The sequence below is a fragment of the Ralstonia sp. RRA genome, assembly GCF_037023145.1.
In the GTDB taxonomy this organism is placed as follows: domain Bacteria; phylum Pseudomonadota; class Gammaproteobacteria; order Burkholderiales; family Burkholderiaceae; genus Ralstonia.
This window is the reverse complement of sequence record NZ_CP146091.1, coordinates 1,095,624-1,114,762: the sequence shown is the minus strand read 5'-3', so window position 1 is coordinate 1,114,762 and position 19,139 is coordinate 1,095,624. Positions and strand designations below refer to the sequence as shown.

The following is a 19,139-nucleotide window of genomic DNA, read 5'->3' as shown; positions in this document are numbered from 1 at the left end:
GATGCAAATGGCCGCCGGACTTGCCGCCGCCGGCGCACTGGGTTCCGCCGTACCGGCCGGCCGCGGTGACGTACGGGATCACGAGGCGCCCGCCTCGGCGCCGATCCCGGCTCTGGCGCCCGATCAGTTGGCGGACAAGGACACCGACCCGCCCGCAGAAAAAGTCCACCGCTATCGCACGATCTGGCTGTCGGACATCCACCTCGGCACGCCGGGTTGCCAGGCAGACTACCTGCTCGATTTCCTCAAGCACAACGACTCCGACACGCTGTACCTCGTTGGCGACATCGTCGACGGTTGGCAGCTGCGCAAGGGCTGGTACTGGCCGCAGGCGCACAACGACGTCGTGCAGAAGGTACTGCGTCGTGCGCGCAAGGGCACCCGCGTGGTGTTCATCCCCGGCAACCATGACGAGATGGCGCGCCAGTTCCACGGTCTGAATTTCGGTGACATCGAAGTCGCTGAAGATGCCGTGCATGTGACGGCCACCGGCAAGCGCCTGTGGGTCGTGCACGGCGATCTGTTCGACGGTGTGATGCAGCACGCGCGCTGGCTCGCCTACGTGGGCGACTCGCTCTACACCTTCATCCTGGCGATGAACCGGCACTTCAACCGCATTCGCGTGAAGCTGGGGTTCCCGTACTGGTCGCTATCGCAATACCTCAAGCATCAGGTCAAGAACGCGGTCAACTTCATCAACTCGTTCGAGCGCGTGATGACCGACGAGGCACGCCGCCGTGGCTGCGACGGCGTGGTCTGCGGGCATATCCACAAGGCCGAGATTCGCGAGATCGACGGCCAGCTTTACTGCAACGACGGCGACTGGGTGGAGAGTCTTTCCGCGCTGGTCGAAACGATGGAAGGCGAACTGCAGATCGTCTACTGGACGCATCTGCTCGATGCGCCGCGCACTTCCCGCCGCGCTCGCCGTGCCGCTGCGGCCGCTGCCTGATGGAAACCCAAGCCCACATGACCAACACCAACATCGACCTCACGCAGCCCCAGCCCGCCGCTACCCAATCGACATCCGCCACACCGCAAGGAGAGCCCGTGAAAGTCATGATCGTCACCGATGCGTGGGAACCGCAGGTCAACGGCGTCGTCCGCACCCTGACCCAGACGCGCCGTGAGCTTGAGGCCATGGGCCACATCGTCGACATGATCACGCCGCTCGAATTCAAGACGGTGCCGTGCCCGACATATCCGGAGATCCGCCTGTCGATCCTGCCGGCCAAGCGCGTGCGCGAGCGCATCGAGAAGTTCGCACCGCAAGCGCTGCACATCGCCACCGAAGGCCCGCTGGGGCTGGCTGCGCGCGCCTATGCGCTGCGCCACAAGCTGCCCTACACGACGGCGTATCACACACGCTTTCCGGAGTACGTGCAGGCACGCTTCGGCATTCCGCTGGCCTGGACGTATCGCTTCCTGCGCTGGTTCCACAGCCCCGCCCAGGCCGTGATGGCGCCGACGCCCGTGGTGCTGAAAGACCTCGCCGATTACGGCATCACCAACGGCGTGCTGTGGACGCGCGGCGTGGATCTGGATGTCTTCACCTCGCAGCGCGGCAACGTGCTCAACACCGCGCACCCGATCTTCCTGTACGTCGGTCGCGTGGCCGTTGAGAAGAACGTGGAAGCCTTCCTGGAACTGGACCTGCCCGGCTCCAAGTGGGTGGTGGGCGAAGGCCCGGCGCTGGCCGGCCTGAAAGCAAAGTACCCGAACGCCAACTACCTGGGCGTGCTTAAGCAGCCGGAGCTGGCCAAGGTGTACGCCTCGGCGGATGTGTTCGTCTTCCCGAGCCGCACGGATACGTTTGGTCTGGTGCTGCTCGAAGCCTTGGCCAGCGGCCTGCCGGTGGCGGCTTATCCAGTGACGGGCCCGATCGACGTGCTGGGCGACTCGCCGGCCGGCGCATTGCGCGAGGACCTGCGCGAAGCCTGCCTGGAAGCCCTGCGCATTGATCGCACCACGGCACGGGCGCATGCCGAGAAATTCTCGTGGCGCGCGGCCTCCGAGCAATTCCTGGCACACCTGCGCCCGATGCCCGTCGTACAATCCGGCGATACAAAGACCGCTCAACCCTCGACTGCCACGGGTGCTTAAGCCTTGCGTTCAATGAAGCCGACCACGCCGCCAGAGCGTCCAGCTCCGCCGCCCGCGGCGGGTGCCTATTCGCCGGCCGACAACCCGCACAAGGGCAACCGGGGCATCACGCGGGCCTGGTTTGCCCTCAAGAACTCCATCAGCGGCATCCGCTTCGCCATCGACGAGGAAAGCGCGTTCCGCCAGGAACTGACGCTGTGCGCGATCCTGCTGCCATGCGCGTTCGTCATCCCCGCTACGGTGGTGGAACGCATCCTGATGCTCGGCACGCTGGTGCTGGTGCTGATTGTCGAGCTGCTCAACTCAAGCGTGGAAGCGGCAGTCGATCGCATTTCGCTGGAGCAGCACGGGCTGTCCAAACGCGCCAAGGATTTCGGTAGCGCGGCGGTCATGCTGGCCCTGCTGCTGTGCGTGGGGACGTGGGTGGCGATCGCCTGGCCGTGGGTAGCATCGCTGTTGCGCTAAGGGCTTACCCGCGCACACGCGGAGATAACGTTTGGCAATGTCCGCCCCACTGCATGTGGGGAGTCTTTGCACAAGCACGATCTTTTATAATCCGGGCACACACACGCCACGGAGACAGGGCCACCGGCCTTGGCAGTTCAATGGAAACCAAGCAGCATTCCACCGGCCCACGCCGCACGCGCGATCGCATCCTCGAAGTATCGCTGCGCCTGTTTAACGAGCTGGGCGAGCCCAACGTCACCACTACGACGATTGCCGAAGAACTGGAGATCAGCCCCGGCAACCTGTACTACCACTTCCGCAACAAAGACGACATCATCAACTCGATCTTCGTGCAGTTCGAGCAGGAGATCGCGCGTCGCCTGAAGCTGCCGGATGACCACAAGGCCACGCTGGATGAGACTTGGGGTTACCTGCAGTACATGTCGGAGTTCCTGTGGAACTACCGTTTTCTGTACCGCGACATCAACGATCTGCTGGCACGCAACCGCATGCTGGAGTTGAACTTCAAGCGCATCGTCGAGCAGAAACGCCATTTCGCGATGGACATCTGCCACCAGTTCATCGAAGACGGTGAAATGGAAGCCACGCCGGTCCAAGTCGATGCGATCTGTACCAACATCGTGGTGATCGCCACCTACTGGCTGTCGTTCCAGTTCGTGCAGCACCCGCGTCAGTACAACGACCAGAACGCGATCCGTGATCATCTGCACGGCGCGAGTTACCACATCCTGTCGATCCTCGCGCCTTACCTGCGCGGCAAGCCGCGGCGCGCCTTCGATCTGCTCGCGGTCAGCCGCAGCAATGATCCGCCGATTGGCGCACCAAGCGCCTCCAGCCCTACCACCCCTGCCAAATGAAATCGATCTGCGTCTATTGCGGTTCCAGCCCGGGTGAACGCCCGGACTACAAGGCCGGCGCCATTGCGCTGGGCAACGAGATGGTCAAGCGCGGCCTCACGCTCGTCTACGGAGGCGGCAACGTCGGCCTGATGGGCATCGTGGCCGATGCGGTGCTGCACGGCGGCAACCCCGTGGTGGGCATCATCCCCAAGTCGCTGGTGCGCAAGGAAGTCGGCCATAAGGAGCTGACTGAGCTGCACATCGTCGACAGCATGCACCAGCGCAAGCAGATGATGGCCGACCGCGCCGATGCCTTCATCGCCATGCCCGGCGGTGTGGGCACCTACGAAGAGCTGTTCGAGACCTTCACGTGGCTGCAGCTCGGCTATCACAACAAGCCGATCGGCCTGCTGAACGTGGCGGGCTTCTACGACAAGCTGCTGGCCTTCATCGACCACGCCGTGCAGGAAGGCTTCCTCAAGCGCCACCACGCCGACCTGCTGCACTTGAGCGACAACCCGGCCGAGCTGATCGACATGCTCGCGCAAGCACCACGCGAGACGGTCGACAAGTGGTCGGAGCGCCGCGAGCGCACCTGAGCGGCAAGCGGTCTAGAAAGACGACCCAGGCTGGCTCAGAAACTGCACCTCTTCGGGCGTAGACGCGCGCCCGAGTACAGCATTGCGATGCGGAAAGCGCCCAAAGCGCGCAATGATCTCGTGATGCTTTTCCGCCCAGACTAGCGAGTCAGCATCGCCCTCCTGATCACGCAGGCGCGTGTAGAGGCGGATCGACTCGTCCTGCACTGCCAGCACCTCGCTGTGCTCGAACGGCAGGTAGCAGAACGCGCGATGAAAGCGCGTCGGCAACCGGGCATCCCAACCTGCTGCCACGACGATCTGCGCGGACTGCAGTGCAGCCGCGTCACTGGCAAACGCGCGCGGGCTGCTGCGGAACATGTTGCGCGAGAATTGATCCAGCACGACGATGCGCGCGATGGCCTCCAACGGCGTATCCATCCAGGTATCGGGCTCACCCACTGACAGCGCTTCCCACAGCGGCAGGAAGCGCGCGCGGATCTCGGCATCGAAGGCGTCGGACTTGGTGAACCACTCCGGCCTCGCATCGGTGAGCGGCGTGGTGCCAAACCAGAACGCGAGCACGTCGTCGGCAGTGGGCAAACCGATCATGCGGCTGTCTCCTCAGGTTGTTCTTGTCTTGTGACGTGCGCTTAGGGCGACACCCTATCGCGGCACATTGCGCATCCAGTCGGCGGTCTGCCAGAAGGCTTGCATGAGGCGCATCTGCAGGGCTTCATCCAGGCCGACGTCTTGCATTGCGAGCGCCATGCAGCGCATCCATTGATCGCGCTCCTGCGTGCCGATCTCGAACGGCAGATGGCGTGCGCGCAAGCGCGGATGGCCAAAACGCTCGATGTAGTGATTCGGGCCACCGAGCCAGCCGCACAGGAACCAGAACAGCTTGTCGCGTGCGCTGTCCAGGCTGGGCGGATGCACCCCGCGCAGCACGGCAAACTCGGGCTCGAGGTCCATCAGGTCATAGAAGCGATCGACGAGTTCGCGCACGCGCGCCTCGCCACCAATCAGATCGAAGGCCAGGGTTTCCTGGCTGGAAGTTGCGTCAGTCATACAGCGTCAATCACATCAAAAAACGATCAGGCATCCCGCAGCGTCGCCATGGCCGGGCGTCGCAGCACATCGCGCAAACCCAGCCAGCCACCGGCAAAGGCGCACAGCATGCCGCCCACGATGCCCACCGGCAAGATCGCCGGGTTGAATCGGTACGGGAAATCAAACACATGCGCCGACAGCACCCAGCCGATGGCGATGGCGCCCACCCCCGCCATCAATCCGGCCAAGCCGCCCACGATCAACACCTCGGCGTATTGCGTCTGACGCACGATGCCGGAACCCGCGCCCAGCGCGCGCAGCACGCCGGCATCGCGCAAACGCTCGTCGCGAGACCCGGACAGCGCCGCATACAGCACCAGCACGCCCGCCGCCAGCGTGAAGACAAATAGGAACTCGACCGCTACCGTCACTTGGTCGAGCACGCCCTGCACCTGCTGCAGGATCAGCTCGGTATCCACCACCGTCAGATTCGGGAACTCGCGCACCAGCTTGGCCGGCAGATCAGCCTGCCCTGCCGGAATGCGGAACGCCGTCACGTAGGTCTGCGGCATGTCGTGCAACGCCGCGGGCGGCAGGATCACGAAGAAGTTCACGCGCATCGAACTCCAGTCCAGCTTGCGCAATGACGTGATAGGCGCATCCACCGTCTGCCCGGCAACGTCGAAACGCAGCACGTCGCCCAGGTGCAGATTCAGCGTCTTGGCGATGCCCTCCTCCACCGACGCCTCGGGCTTCTGCCCGCCAAACCACTGACCGGCGACGATACGGTTCTCTGGCGGCTGTTCGGTCGCGTAGGACAGGTTGAACTCGCGCTCGACGAGGTTGCGTGCGCGGGATTCCACATACGTCTGGCGGTCGATCGTCTGACCATTCACCTGCGTCAGGCGCCCGCGCACCATCGGGTAGAGCTTGGGATCGGCCACACCCGCGCGGGCCAGCACCTGCGACACCGCCTCCATCTGATCCGGCTGGATGTTGATGATGAAGCGGTTGGGCGCATCGGCAGGCGTGGCGTTGTGCCACGAGCGGATCAGGTCATTGCGCGTCATGGCAAGCAGCAGCAGCGCCATCAACCCGACAGCCAGCGCCACGGTTTGCAGCACGCTCACGCCGCGACGGCGCTCCAGCACCGCCAGCGCAAAACGCCAGCCAACGCCCAGCGCACGACCGCGCCCGAGCGACACTGCCAGTGCACGCAGCCCGCCGGCCGCCAGCAACGCAAAGACAAGGATGGCGCCGGCAAACCCACCCGCCGTCAGCGCGCCCAGCTTCACATCACGCGCTGACACCACCAGCAACGCAAAGAATGCGGCCGCCCCCAGCGCATAGCCCACCCAGGCAGCGATGGCGCGCTCATCCACGTCACGTCGGAGTACGCGCAGCGGTGGCACGCGTACCAGGCTCAGCAACGGCGGCACGGCAAAGCCGACCAGCAACACCAGTCCTGCTGTCACGCCCACCACGGCCGGCCACACAGACGGCGCCGGCAGCGACACCGTCACCAGATCACCCAGCGACGCCAGCAGCAACCAATGCGCGCCATAGCCCAGCGCCACCCCCACCAGCGAACCCAGCACGCCGATCAGCAGAAACTCCAGCGCAAACGTCCCGAGAATCTGCCCCTGCCGCAGCCCGAGGCATTTGATGATGGCCACCGCATCGGTATGCCGTGCGGTGTAGCGTCGCGCGGCCATGGTGATCGCCACGGCCGCAATCATCGCGGCGAGCAAGGCGACGAGCGAGAGGAAGCGCTCGGCACGATCCAGTGTTTCGCGCATCTGCGGCTGACCATTCTGCAGAGACTCAATACGCACGCCGCGCACCTGACGCGTCTTCAGTTCGCTTTCGGTCCAGTTGCGGAAGGCAGTGGTGGCAGCGTCGGGCCCGGCCACCAGCAGGCGATACGTGACGCGGCTGCCGTAGGTGACGAGGCCGGTGGAAGCCAGATCGGCCATCGGCAGCATCACGCGCGGGGCAAAGTTCATGAAGCCGGCACCGCGGTCCAGCTCCTGCGTGATGACGTGGGCGATCTTGAAGGTGCGTGTGCCCAGGCGAATGGCATCGCCCACACGCAGGCCCAGTGCTTCGAGCAACGGTGCGTCGACCCACACCGTGCCTGCAGAAGGAATGGCGCGAATAGGCGCACCCACGGTATCGCGCCCGTCGCCGCTCACCTTGAGCGTGCCGCGCAGCGGGTATCCCGCATCCACCGCCTTGATGGCCGCCAGTTGCGATGCTGGCTCGCCGGATGACCCGTTGGTGAGTGTGCTGGCCATGCTGGGGAAGGTGGCGGTGTGCGTCACTTCCAGGCCGCCGGCGCGCGCATGCGCCTCGATGTCATTCGGCAGCGGCTGATCGGACACCACGAGCACATCTGCGCCGATCAACTGGCGCGCATCGCGCTCCAGGCCGGCATGCATGCGGTCCGCCAGAAAGCTGACAGACGCCAGCGCAGCCACGGCCAGCACCAGCGCAACAAGCAGCAGGTTCAGCTCACCAGCGCGCCAATCGCGGCGCAGCATGCGCAGGGCTTGGGTCCAGACGGAAAAACGTGACATGGGCGGAACATGGAGAGGGCGCACATCGTCATTGATCGCGCAAACCCCGCCATGTTCGCACGACTTCAGTGGGCCAGCGCGCGGGTGTCCTCGGCGTGCCAAGGAAGCGCCTGGTCGGCCGTCAGCAACGAAACCTGCTCGGTGGCGCGATAGCCCGCCAGATGGCTCAGCCCCTCGCGGAACGTCGGCTGCCCAATGCGCTCGATCAGCTCGCGCACCCATGAGGCAAGCGCGTCATTGCGGCGCACCGCCAAGTAATACGTCTCGCGCGTGAGCGGCACGAAATGCAGGCCATGGGCCTCGGCGCCGGGACGCAGGCCAAACCCGACATCTGCCCGCCCTTCCTGCACGGCCACGGCGATCTTGTCGCTGGAAAACTCCTGCTCGTCGTAACCGTTGATCTGGTCGGGGTATAACCCGGCCGCCACCAGCAGTTGATCGAACAGCAGGCGCGTGCCAGAACTGCGCTGGCGGTTGATGAACCGCGCCTGGGTCCGGGCCAGATCCTGCAGCGACTGCACACGCCCCGCCCATTCCGGCGACATCATCAACCCCTGCTCCCGATCGGCCAGGGCGATCAGGCGTACAGCGGTCGGGCGCAGCCACTTGCGCAGCGTCTGGTGGGCAATTGAGCCAGCGCCCTGTTGGGGCGCCACATAGAAGCCGGCCACCTCGCACTGCTTCTCCTGCAGGCAGATCAGCCCTTCCACGGCGCTGCAGAACACGGTATCGAGCCGCGAAGCCTGGCTTTCATGCGTAAAGGTCTCGGCCAGCACTTCCACTGCCGGATCATGGCTGCCCGAAAAGCGAATGCGTGTTTGCGACTGCGAAGCGTCTTCCAATTCGGCCATGAACTGGCCCATGGCTTGGCGCACAGCCGGGTCAAGCTGCTCGCGCAGGCGCATCTCGGCACGCAGCATCCGCTCGCCGAACAGGGTGAGCGATGCCCCGCGACCACGCTCCATATCCAGCAGCGCCCGCCCGAGCATCTCTTCCCACGAGCGCATCACGCCCCATGCGTGCCGGTACGACAACCCCACCTGCTTGGCTGCCCGGTGCAGCGACCCCGTTTCACGCACCGCCCGCAGCAACTGAAAGACCTTGCCGTTGGCGCGCGGATTGTCGTCCGGGCCAATCACCGGGAATACCTCGAACTGGAACGTCATTATGTTTGTGATTTCCTATTTACTTCGCTCGTGCTCCCGGAAAACAATTCCCGTCATTCCCCGGGGCGGGCGCATCGTGCGCTGCCGACTGCCTCAATGTTGCCGCCATCATGCAACATCCAACATAAAGCGTCCACGTCTCTTACACCCTGCTCACGACATGCCTGTATTGCTCCAAACCCTTCGGTTGTCTGCCCTTGCGTGCCTGGCCCTCACTTTTGCCAGCGCTGCATATGCAGGCGATCTCCGCATGGCTACCACCACCAGCACGGAAAACTCCGGTTTGCTCAAGGTGCTGCTGCCCAAGTTCGAGGCCGCCACCGGCATCCATGTGCAGGTGATTGCCGTTGGCACCGGCAAGGCGGTCAAACTGGGGGAATCGGGTGATGTGGACGTAGTGCTGGTACATGCCCGCCAGTTGGAAGACGCGTTCGTCGCTTCGGGCGGCGGCATCGGCCGGCGCGACGTGATGTACAACGACTTCATCCTCGTTGGCCCGACGGCGGACCCAGCAGGCATCCGCGGCCAGAAGAACGTGATTCAGGGCATGGAGACCATCGCCAGCGCTAGCGAGAAGGCTGGCACCAAGTTCATCTCACGCGGTGACAACTCCGGCACCGACGTGATGGAAAAAGCCTACTGGAAGACGGCCAACATCGACCCGAAGGGCAAGCCTTGGTACGTGAGCGCGGGCCTGGGCATGGGTGAAGTGCTGAACATGGCCGCGCAAATGAACGCGTACACGCTATCCGATCGCGCCACCTACGGCGCGTACCGCGCCAAGACGGGCCTGGACATCGTGCTGGCGGGGGACCCGCGCATGTTCAATCCATACGGCATCATCGCCGTGAACCCTAAGAAGTATCCGAGCACGAACTACACGGACGCGACCAAGCTGATCGAGTGGATCACCTCGCCCTCCGGCCAGCAGGCGATTGCCGATTTCAAGGTGAACGGAGAGCAGGTGTTCTTCCCGAGCTATGGGAAGGCAGTGGCGAGCGGGAAGTAATCCCGCTGCGTGCAACGTTACTTGCTGGAACAGGACGGCAGCTTAAGCTGCCGTTTCCAATTGCGGATGCTGCGGCAGTTCTGCTGCCACTTCGCCGATCATCCGGCGCAGCCACATCACATCGGGTGCGGCATGACTGCGCTCGTGCCAGAGCTGGTAGAAGCGCATCTTCGGGAACGCCATCGGCGTCGGCAGAATGCGGATCGGCAGGTACTGCGCACAATGCGCGGCGAACTGACGGCCGGTGGTGAAGACGAGGTCCGTGCGCATCAGCACATACGGCACCAGCCCGAAGTACGGCAGCGACACCTGGATCTGGCGCTTGAGCCCCTGCTCAGCAAGTGCCTGATCGATCATGCTGCGCTGCATGACGGCATACGGCGCGGGCGCCAGGTGCGGCATCTCCACGTAATGCTTGAGCGAGATGCCCTTGCGCGCCAGCGGGTGCTGCGCACCCAGCATGCAGACGACTTCGTCATCGAACAGCGGGGAAATGTGCAGATGTTCGGGCGGCGAAAGCCAGTTGCCGATCACCAGATCCATGCCGCCCTGCTCCAGCGCAGCCAGGTAGTCGACGCCGGCATTGAGCGGGTGCACCACCAGCTTGGCCTGCGGCGCTTGCTTGCGCAGGCGCTCAACAATGTTGGGCAGGAAAAATGCATCCAGATAATCGGGTGCACCCAAGTGGAAGGTGCGTGTGGTGTTGGCCGGATCGAACTCCTGCGACGGCCGGGCAATGCGCTCCATCGCTTCCAGGCTCTGCTGGGCCAGGGTCAGCAGCTCATGGCCGCGCTCGGTCGGCACCATGCCGTTCTTGCCGCGCACGAGGATGGCGTCGCCAGTGATCTCGCGCAGGCGCTTGAGCGTGTTGCTGATGGCCGGCTGCGACTGGCCGAGCTTGACCGCCGTACGCGTCACGCTCTGCTCGGTGAGCAGCGTGTACAAAACGCGCAGGAGATAGGTATCGAGGTGATCTTTGCCGTGCATCTGGATGCCGAGCACGGGCGACGCCGTGCGGTCTAAAAACGTACTGGGGGGACGCTGTCAGTGTATGTCACTTGCACGTCGCGCCGCCAGAGCGCTACCGGCGGGTATACCCCGGATTTTGGCTTTCCGATGCGGGTTATCACATGGGCCAAATATTGCATTCCTGGCCCGGTGCTATGGTTCCGTTACACACACAAACAGGCGTAGAACCCCCATGGAGACTCAGCCCATCCGTTTCTTCCACCGCGGCCAGGTGCGCACCGTTACGGATGCCCCGATCACCCGGACGGTGCTTCAATACCTGCGTGAAGACGCACACTGTACAGGCACCAAGGAAGGGTGCGCCGAAGGCGATTGCGGTGCATGTACCGTGGTGCTCGGCGAGCTGCAGGACGATGGCAGCGTCGGCCTGAAGGCCGTCAACGCGTGCATCCAGTTCCTGCCCACGCTCGATGGCAAGGCGCTGTTCACCGTGGAAGACGTGCGTGGTAAGGACGGCAAGCTGCATCCGGTGCAAGAGGCGATGGTGGAATGCCACGGCTCGCAGTGCGGCTTCTGCACGCCGGGCTTCGTGATGTCGCTCTACGCGCTGTACGAGAACACCGATAACGCCGCGCCGATCCCCTCGCGCCAGGCCATCTGCGATTCGTTGACCGGCAACCTGTGCCGCTGCACCGGCTACCGTCCGATCATCGACGCGGGCGAACGCATGTTCGAGCTGCCCTCGCCGGCCGGCATCGATCGCACACAATTGGCAGAAACGCTGCGCAACCTGCAGCGCAAGGACACCTTCAGCTACGCACCGGCCGGCACGGAAAACGCCCCGCGCTTCTACGCACCGCGCACCGCCTCCGCCTTTGCCGCCATCAAGGCCGCGCACCCGAACATCCGCATCCTGGCCGGCAGCACCGACGTGGGCCTGTGGGTGACCAAGCAGTTCCGCGAGCTGGGCGACATCCTCTACATCGGTCAGGTGGCCGACCTGTATGCGCTGGAGAAGCGCGACGGCTGGATCGAGATCGGCGCCGCGGTTTCGCTGGAACAAGCCTACGAATTCCTGGCTGAGGACTACCCCGAACTGACCGAGCTGTGGAAGCGCTTCGCCTCGCTGCCGATCCGCAACGCCGGCACGCTGGGCGGCAACATCGCCAACGGCTCGCCGATCGGTGACTCCGCCCCCGCGCTCATCGCCATCGGCACGCGCGTTGTGCTGCAGCGTGGCGAAGTGCGCCGCGAGTTGCCGCTCGAAGACCTCTACCTCGCCTACCAGAAGAACGCGATGGAAGACGGCGAGTTCGTGGCCGGCCTGCGCATTCCGGTGCGTGAGGGTCGCGACGCCATGCGCTTCCGCACGTACAAGCTGTCCAAGCGCTTTGACGAAGACATCTCCGCCGTGTGTGCCGCACTCGCCATTGAGCTGGACGGCAACATCGTACGCAGCGCGCGCATCGCCTACGGCGGCATGGCAGCCACGTCCAAGCGCGCCACTGAAACCGAAGCCGCCATCACCGGCCAGCCGTGGAACGAAACGACCGTGCGTGCTGCCATGGCAGCCATGTCGCGCGACTACACCCCGCTGACCGACATGCGCGCCACCGACAACTACCGCCGCATCTCGGCCGCCAACACGGTGTATCGCTTCTGGCTGGAAACCCGCACTGACGCGCCGCTCACGCCCGAACAGATCAATGTGCGCGCGGTCGAACTGAATACCCTCACTGCGGCCTGAGAACATGAATAAGCAAACCGAAGCCTTCCTGCTCGCAGAAGCCGATATTGCAGCGGCCATTCCTGACCAGCGCGGTGCAGTGGTCGGCATCTCGCGTCCGCATGAATCTGCACATCTGCACGTGGCGGGCACTGCCACGTACACCGACGACATCCCCGAGCTTGCCGGCACGCTGCACGCCGCGCTTGGCATGAGCACGCAAGCGCATGCGCGCATCGTCAACCTGGGCCTGGACCGCGTGAAGGCGGCGCCGGGCGTGGTGGCCGTGTTCACGTCGGCGGATATCCCGGGCACCAATGACTGCGGCCCGATCATCCACGACGATCCGATTCTGGCGACTGACACGGTGCACTTCATCGGCCAGCCGATGTTCATCGTGGTGGCGACGTCGCACGACGCGGCTCGTCGCGCGGCACGCCTCGGCGACGTCGAATACGAAGTGCTGCCCCCGCTGCTCACGCCCGAAGAAGCGCGCGCCGCTGGCAAATCCGTGCTCCCGCCGATGCATCTGAAGCGCGGTGAGCCGGCCGAGCGCATTGCCGCTGCGCCGCATTCGGAAGCCGGCCAGATGTCGCTGGGCGGTCAGGAACAGTTTTATCTGGAAAGCCAGATCTCCTACGCGGTGCCGAAGGAAGACAACGGCATGCACGTATGGTGCTCGACGCAGCATCCGACCGAGATGCAGCACATGGTCTCGCACATGCTGGGCTGGCACGCCAACCAGGTGTTGGTGGAATGCCGCCGCATGGGTGGTGGCTTCGGCGGTAAGGAATCGCAATCGGGCCTGTTTGCCTGTTGCGCCGCGCTGGCGGCATGGAAGCTCGCCTGCCCCGTCAAGCTGCGTCCGGACCGCGACGACGACATGATGATCACGGGCAAGCGTCACGACTTCCGCTTCGCCTACGAAGCCGGCTACGACAACGACGGCCGCATCCAGGGCGTGAAGGTCGACATGACCTCACGCGCCGGTTTCTCGGCCGACCTGTCCGGCCCGGTGATGACGCGTGCCATCTGCCACTTCGACAACGCCTACTGGCTGCCCGAAGTGGAAATCGACGGCTTCTGCGCGCGCACCAACACGCAGTCGAACACCGCGTTCCGCGGCTTCGGCGGCCCGCAGGGCGCGTTTGCCATCGAATACATCATGGACAACATCGCGCGCTCGGTCGGCAAGGACGCCCTCGACGTACGCCGCGCCAACCTGTACGGCAAGGACAAGAACAACGTCACGCCGTACGGCCAGACCGTGGAAGACAACGTCATCCACGAACTGCTCGATGAGCTGGAAGCGACGTCCGACTACCGCGCCCGTCGTGAAGCCATTCGCGCGTTCAACGCAACCAGCCCTGTGCTCAAGCGCGGCCTGGCGCTGACGCCTGTGAAGTTCGGCATCTCGTTCAACGTGAAGCACTTCAACCAGGCCGGCGCGCTCGTGCACGTGTACAACGACGGCTCGATCCTCGTGAACCACGGCGGCACCGAAATGGGCCAGGGCCTGAACACGAAGGTCGCGCAGGTGGTGGCGCACGAACTGGGCGTAGCGTTCACGCGCATCCGCGTCACTGCCACGGACACCAGCAAGGTGGCCAACACGTCCGCCACCGCAGCCTCGACCGGCAGTGACCTGAACGGCAAGGCCGCGCAGGACGCCGCACGCCAAATCCGCGCCCGCCTGCTCGCATTTGCCGCCGAGCACTACGAAGTGCCCGTCGAAACGGTATCGATCGTGGGCGACCAGTTGGAAATCGGCGCACGCCGCGTGCCGTTCGATGAACTGATCCGACTGGCCTACATCGCGCGCGTGCAGTTGTGGTCCGACGGCTTCTACGCCACGCCCAAGCTGCACTGGGACCAAGCCAAGTTGAAGGGGCGTCCGTTCTACTACTACGCCTATGGCGCAGCGGTGTCGGAAGTGGTGGTCGATACGCTCACCGGCGAATGGCGCCTCCTGCGCGCCGACGTGCTGCACGATGCTGGCCGCTCGATCAACCCGGCCATCGATATCGGTCAGGTGGAAGGCGCGTTCATCCAGGGCATGGGCTGGCTGACCACGGAAGAACTCTGGTGGAACAAGAGCGGCAAGCTGATGACGCACGCGCCGTCCACCTACAAGATCCCGACGGTCAACGACTGCCCGCCGGACTTCCGCGTGCGCCTGTTCAACAACGCCAACGTGGAAGACAGCATCCACCGCTCCAAGGCGCTGGGCGAGCCGCCGCTGCTGCTGCCGTTCTCGGTGTTCTTCGCCATCCGCGATGCGGTGGCCGCGGTGGGCGATGGCCGCACCAACCCGCCGCTGAATGCACCCGCCACCAGCGAGGAAATCCTCAAGGCGGTGGACGCCATCCGCAGCGCCCCGCTGTCTGCCTGACCTGGAGTACGGAGACCGTCATGGACCACACGCAACTGCGCCCGTTCCGCTTCGCCGACGTGCTTGCTACCGTGCAGGCCGGGCAGCCGTGCGTGCTGGTCACCGTGACGGACGTGCAGGGCTCGGCCCCGCGCGAACCCGGCACGCTCATGCTGGTCGGAACTGACGGCTTCTTCGGCACCATCGGCGGCGGCCATCTGGAATGGCGAGCGATGGAAATCGCACAAGCCATGATGGAGGCGCCCAAGGTTGGCGGAGAAGCTCGCCGCCAGTTCGTTCGCATTCCGCTCGGCCCCGCATTGGGCCAGTGCTGTGGCGGCGTAGTACGCCTGTCGCTGGAGCGCCTTGATGCGCGTGATGCAGATTGGATCGCCCTGGCCGACGACGCCATGCGCCAACGCCGCAGCCTGCGCCGTTTTGTCTCCGCAGATGCCGCTATGCCTGTTGAAGCGACCATCGGCGATGCCGCTGCAGCGGGCGTTGCGCTCGATGCCAGCGGTTTCACGCAAACGGTATTGCCGCCTGACATGTCGATCGTACTCTGCGGCGCGGGCCATGTCGGCCACGCCATCGTGCGTGCGCTGGCTCACCTGCCCTGCCGCGTGACGTGGGTGGACGAGCGCGATGCGATGTTCCCGTTCCCCACCGAGGTGCCGCCGAACGTCGTCATCGAATCCACCGATACGCCGGAAGCCGTAATCGACCAAGCGCCCGCCGGCAGCTACTTCCTGGTCATGACGCACAACCATGCGTTGGACCTCGCGCTGTGCGAACGCATCATGCGCCGCACGGACTTTGCGTACTTCGGCCTGATCGGCTCCAAGACCAAGCGCGCGCGCTTCGAGCACCGCATGGTGGAGCACGGTGTGGACCCGGCACGCCTGCCGGAAATGGTGTGCCCGATCGGTGTGGCGGGCATCGCGGACAAGGCGCCGGATATCATTGCGGTATCCGTCGTCGCGCAACTGCTGCAGGTGCGAGAGCTGCAACAACATGCGCTCAGCAGCGCTAGCAGCGGCGCGGCGGTCCCTTACCGCGTCCCCACATCCGTCTGATCATGCCGATCTCGCCCACTCTTGCAGAACGCATCGCCACCAGCCCGAAAGCCGAACTGCACATCCACATCGAAGGCTCGCTCGAACCCGAACTGATGTTCGCGCTGGCCGAGCGCAACGGCGTCAAGCTGCCGTATGCCTCCGTCGAAGAAGTGCGCGCCGCCTACGCTTTCGACGACCTGCAATCGTTTCTCGACCTGTACTACGCCGGCGCCAGCGTGCTGCTCACCGAGCAGGATTTCTACGACATGACCGCCGCCTACGTGGCGCGCGCACTTGCCGACAACGTCCACCACGCCGAAATCTTCTTCGATCCGCAGACGCACACCGCGCGCAACGTGCCGATGCACGTGGTGATCAACGGCATCGTCCGCGCGCTGGATGATGCCGAGCGCGAGCATGGGTTCTCCAGCCTGCTGATCCTCTGCTTCCTGCGCCACCTGAGCGAGGAAGATGCCTTCGCCACACTGGAAGCTGCGCTGCCCTACATCCAGGACCCGGCCAATCGCATCATCGGCGTGGGGCTGGATTCGTCGGAACGCGGCAACCCACCGGAGAAGTTCGCGCGCGTATTCGCCCGCTGCAAGGAACTCGGCCTGCGCCTGGTCGCCCACGCAGGCGAAGAAGGCCCGGCGCAGTACGTGATCGACGCGCTCGACATCCTCAAGGTGGAACGCATCGACCACGGCGTACGCGCCATCGATGACGCCGCGCTCGTCAAGCGCCTGGCTGCCGAGCGCATCGCTCTGACGGTCTGCCCGCTGTCGAACGAAAAACTGAAGGTCTACCCCGACTTGCGCGATCACTCGCTCAAGCAACTGCTGGACGCCGGCTGCGCAGTGACCCTGCATTCCGACGATCCAGCCTACTTTGGCGGCTACATGAACACCAACTGGCTCGCCACCTTCAACGCCCTCGACCTGTCCGCTGCCGATGCGCATACGTTGGCGCGCAACAGCTTCGAGGCGTCCTTCCTGCCCGAGCAGGACAAAGCGATGTGGCTTGCCAAGGTCGACGACCACTGGAAACACTCGCATTAAGAAACCCACGAGACGAAGATGACCACGATGCCTCCGACTTCCAACACCGTTCACGCCTACCGCGGCCGCGTGCTGCATTTCCTGCACGATCCGCAGTATCGCGAGCGCGATGCCTATGAGTACTGGGAAGACGGCCTGCTCGTGGTCATGGGCGGCAAGGTCGTGCAAGCCGGCGACTACGCCGCGCTGCGCGAGAACCTGCCCACCGGCACGCAACTGCACGACTACAGCGGCAAGCTGATCGTGCCGGGCTTCATCGACACGCATATCCACTTCCCGCAGACGGACATGATCGCGTCGCCGTCGCCGGGCTTGCTGCACTGGCTGGAGACGTACACCTTCCCGGAAGAGCGCCGCTTCGAGAGCGAACAGTACGCCGCCGGTGTGGCCTCATTTTTCCTCGACGAACTGCTGCGCAACGGCACGACCAGCGCGATGGTGTGGAGCACCGTACATCGCGGCTCGGCCGAAACACTGTTCACGCAAGCGCAGCAGCGCGGCATGCGGCTCATTACCGGCAAGGTGATGATGGACCGCAACTGCCCGGAATACCTGCGCGACACGGCAGAATCCGGCGCACGCGACACGGCAGACCTGATCTCGCGCTGGCACGGCAAGGACCGCCTCGGCTATGCCATCACGCCGCGCTTCGCACCCACCTCCAGCGAAGCGCAACTGGAAGCCTGCGCAGAACTGGCCAAGCAGTACAAAGACGTCTTCATCCAGACGCACGTCGCCGAAAACCCCGACGAAGTGAAGTGGGTGGCCGACCTGTTCCCGAATGCACGCAGCTACCTGGACGTGTATGACAAGTACGGCCTTCTGCGCAAGGGCGCCTTCTACGGCCACGCCATCTGGCTGGACGACAGCGACCGTCAGCGCATGGCCGAATCCGGCGCGGCCGTGGCACACTGCCCCACGTCCAACCTGTTTCTGGGCAGCGGCCTGTACAACTTCCACAAGAACGACGCCCACCGCCTGGCGCTGACGCTCGCCACCGACGTGGGCGGCGGCAGCTCGTTCTCGATGCTGCGCACGATGGGCACGGCGCACAAGGTCGCCCGCATGGGTGGCTATCATCTGACCGCACTGCGCATGTTCTACCTCGCCACGCGCGGCGCTGCCGAAGCCTTGGGCTGGGAAGACCGCATCGGCAGCTTCGTGCCGGGCGCCGAAGCCGACTTCATCGTGCTCGATCCGGCTGCCACACCGCTGCTGGCACGCCGCAACGCGCGTTCGGAAACGCTGGAAGAATTGCTGTTCTCGCTCGCGCTACTGGGCGAAGATCGTGCGGTATCCGCCACCTACATCCAAGGCGAGCCCGCCAAATTTGCGGTTGGCGCGGCTGCTTGATGCCCGTATAATCGCGGCTTCCATTGGGGAGTAGCCGCTCGAAGTCGACACTTCGAGGGCCACGTCAACAGACTTGACCGCTGTCGCAATGACAAGTGGTTATGGCGTGGTCAGCAGCCACTTCAGGTGCCCTCGGCACTTGGTGACGCGCCTGGCGAGACCGATGACACACCTCTGCGGATAGGGCCGGCAGCGGTGCGTCATTGGTTCGCACACGGCCCGGACACCACAACAACATGGAAGCCTTCCTCGTCTCCACCGGTATCGTCGCCCTCGCGGAAATCGGCGATAAGACCCAACTGCTGTCGATCCTGCTGGCCGCGCGTTTTCGCAAGCCGGTGCCGATCATCCTCGGCATCTTCATCTCCACCCTCGTCAATCACGCATTGGCCGGCGCTGTCGGCGGGTGGATCACACATGTACTCGGCGAAAACGCGTTGCGCTGGATTCTCGGCATCGCGTTCATCGCGATGGCCGGATGGATGCTGATTCCCGACAAACTGGACGACGAAGAAGCACCGAAAGACACGCGTGGCCTGGGCATCATCGGCACCACCATCGTCGCGTTCTTCTTTGCCGAGATGGGAGACAAGACGCAGATCGCCACCGTGGCACTGGCGGCGCGCTTCCATGACATCGCGTGGGTGGTCGCAGGCACAACCTTCGGCATGATGCTGGCCAACGTGCCAGCGGTACTGCTGGGCGACAAGTTTGCTTCGCGCATGCCGATCAAGTTGGTCCATCGGATTGCGGCGTTGATCTTCTTGGTGCTGGGTGTGCTGGCGTTATTGGGCGTCGGTAAGTAAGAC

Annotated in this window: 17 protein-coding genes and 1 riboswitch; of the genes, 12 read left to right on the top strand and 5 right to left on the bottom strand. The window is 64.4% G+C overall.

Annotated elements, in window-relative coordinates; translation table 11 throughout:
* The first annotated feature begins 1 nt into the window (after position 1).
* The 5 genes from V6657_RS05365 to V6657_RS05345 all read left to right on the top strand — a co-directional run bounded on the left by V6657_RS05365 (position 2) and on the right by V6657_RS05345 (position 4,009).
* Entirely contained in the window at positions 2-952 is a 951-nt protein-coding gene (locus V6657_RS05365) for a UDP-2,3-diacylglucosamine diphosphatase (RefSeq protein ID WP_048932822.1), read from the top strand.
* 107 nt (positions 953-1,059) lie between these two features.
* Entirely contained in the window at positions 1,060-2,103 is a 1,044-nt protein-coding gene (locus tag V6657_RS05360; protein WP_171017936.1) for a glycosyltransferase family 1 protein, read from the top strand.
* A gap of 12 nt (positions 2,104-2,115) precedes the next feature.
* Entirely contained in the window at positions 2,116-2,568 is a 453-nt protein-coding gene (locus V6657_RS05355) for a diacylglycerol kinase (protein WP_048932823.1), read from the top strand.
* A gap of 140 nt (positions 2,569-2,708) precedes the next feature.
* On the top strand, positions 2,709-3,428 hold the full coding sequence (locus V6657_RS05350; RefSeq protein ID WP_048932824.1) for a TetR/AcrR family transcriptional regulator: 720 nt from the start codon (positions 2,709-2,711) through the stop codon (positions 3,426-3,428).
* A complete protein-coding gene (locus V6657_RS05345; protein ID WP_048932825.1) occupies positions 3,425-4,009 on the top strand; it encodes a TIGR00730 family Rossman fold protein in 585 nt (194 codons plus the stop codon). The genes V6657_RS05350 and V6657_RS05345 overlap by 4 nt, the downstream gene beginning before the upstream one ends.
* A gap of 12 nt (positions 4,010-4,021) precedes the next feature.
* Here V6657_RS05345 and V6657_RS05340 read toward each other — a convergent pair whose 3' ends face one another.
* The 4 genes from V6657_RS05340 to V6657_RS05325 all read right to left on the bottom strand — a co-directional run bounded on the left by V6657_RS05340 (position 4,022) and on the right by V6657_RS05325 (position 8,786).
* Positions 4,022-4,600, bottom strand: a complete 579-nt coding sequence (locus V6657_RS05340; protein WP_048932826.1) for a DUF924 family protein — start codon at positions 4,598-4,600, stop codon at positions 4,022-4,024.
* 54 nt (positions 4,601-4,654) lie between these two features.
* A complete protein-coding gene (locus V6657_RS05335) occupies positions 4,655-5,059 on the bottom strand; it encodes a group II truncated hemoglobin (RefSeq protein WP_048932827.1) in 405 nt (134 codons plus the stop codon).
* 26 nt (positions 5,060-5,085) lie between these two features.
* Positions 5,086-7,620 (bottom strand): ABC transporter permease, encoded by a 2,535-nt coding sequence (locus V6657_RS05330; protein ID WP_048932828.1) that lies wholly within the window; start codon positions 7,618-7,620, stop codon positions 5,086-5,088.
* A 65-nt stretch (positions 7,621-7,685) separates the two neighbouring features.
* A complete protein-coding gene (locus tag V6657_RS05325) occupies positions 7,686-8,786 on the bottom strand; it encodes a substrate-binding domain-containing protein (protein WP_048932829.1) in 1,101 nt (366 codons plus the stop codon).
* 160 nt (positions 8,787-8,946) lie between these two features.
* Here V6657_RS05325 and V6657_RS05320 point away from each other — a divergent pair, with 160 nt between their 5' ends.
* Positions 8,947-9,795, top strand: coding sequence for a substrate-binding domain-containing protein (locus V6657_RS05320; RefSeq protein WP_048932830.1), 849 nt, complete (start codon positions 8,947-8,949; stop codon positions 9,793-9,795).
* A 42-nt stretch (positions 9,796-9,837) separates the two neighbouring features.
* On the opposite strand, the gene V6657_RS05315 is transcribed toward V6657_RS05320, so the two are convergent.
* Positions 9,838-10,782 carry a LysR substrate-binding domain-containing protein gene (locus V6657_RS05315; protein ID WP_048932894.1) on the bottom strand — a complete coding sequence of 315 codons (945 nt, stop codon included), beginning with the start codon at positions 10,780-10,782 and terminating at the stop codon, positions 9,838-9,840.
* 214 nt (positions 10,783-10,996) lie between these two features.
* On the opposite strand from V6657_RS05315, the gene xdhA reads away from it, so the two are divergent.
* From xdhA to V6657_RS05285, 6 genes are all read left to right on the top strand, one after another.
* Positions 10,997-12,511 (top strand): xanthine dehydrogenase small subunit, encoded by a 1,515-nt coding sequence (xdhA, locus tag V6657_RS05310; RefSeq protein ID WP_048932831.1) that lies wholly within the window; start codon positions 10,997-10,999, stop codon positions 12,509-12,511.
* 4 nt (positions 12,512-12,515) lie between these two features.
* Positions 12,516-14,882: a xanthine dehydrogenase molybdopterin binding subunit gene (gene xdhB, locus V6657_RS05305; protein WP_048932832.1), complete on the top strand. Its 2,367-nt coding sequence runs from the start codon at positions 12,516-12,518 to the stop codon at positions 14,880-14,882.
* Between the two features lie 20 nt (positions 14,883-14,902).
* Positions 14,903-15,937 (top strand): xanthine dehydrogenase accessory protein XdhC, encoded by a 1,035-nt coding sequence (gene xdhC, locus V6657_RS05300; RefSeq protein WP_048932833.1) that lies wholly within the window; start codon positions 14,903-14,905, stop codon positions 15,935-15,937.
* Positions 15,938-15,939: 2 nt separating this feature from the next.
* A complete protein-coding gene (locus V6657_RS05295; RefSeq protein ID WP_048932834.1) occupies positions 15,940-16,977 on the top strand; it encodes an adenosine deaminase in 1,038 nt (345 codons plus the stop codon).
* Between the two features lie 18 nt (positions 16,978-16,995).
* Positions 16,996-18,330 carry a guanine deaminase gene (gene guaD, locus V6657_RS05290; protein ID WP_048932835.1) on the top strand — a complete coding sequence of 445 codons (1,335 nt, stop codon included), beginning with the start codon at positions 16,996-16,998 and terminating at the stop codon, positions 18,328-18,330.
* A 13-nt stretch (positions 18,331-18,343) separates the two neighbouring features.
* A riboswitch (yybP-ykoY riboswitch) is annotated at positions 18,344-18,553 on the top strand.
* A gap of 13 nt (positions 18,554-18,566) precedes the next feature.
* On the top strand, positions 18,567-19,136 hold the full coding sequence (locus V6657_RS05285) for a TMEM165/GDT1 family protein (protein WP_048932836.1): 570 nt from the start codon (positions 18,567-18,569) through the stop codon (positions 19,134-19,136).
* Positions 19,137-19,139: the final 3 nt, after the last annotated feature.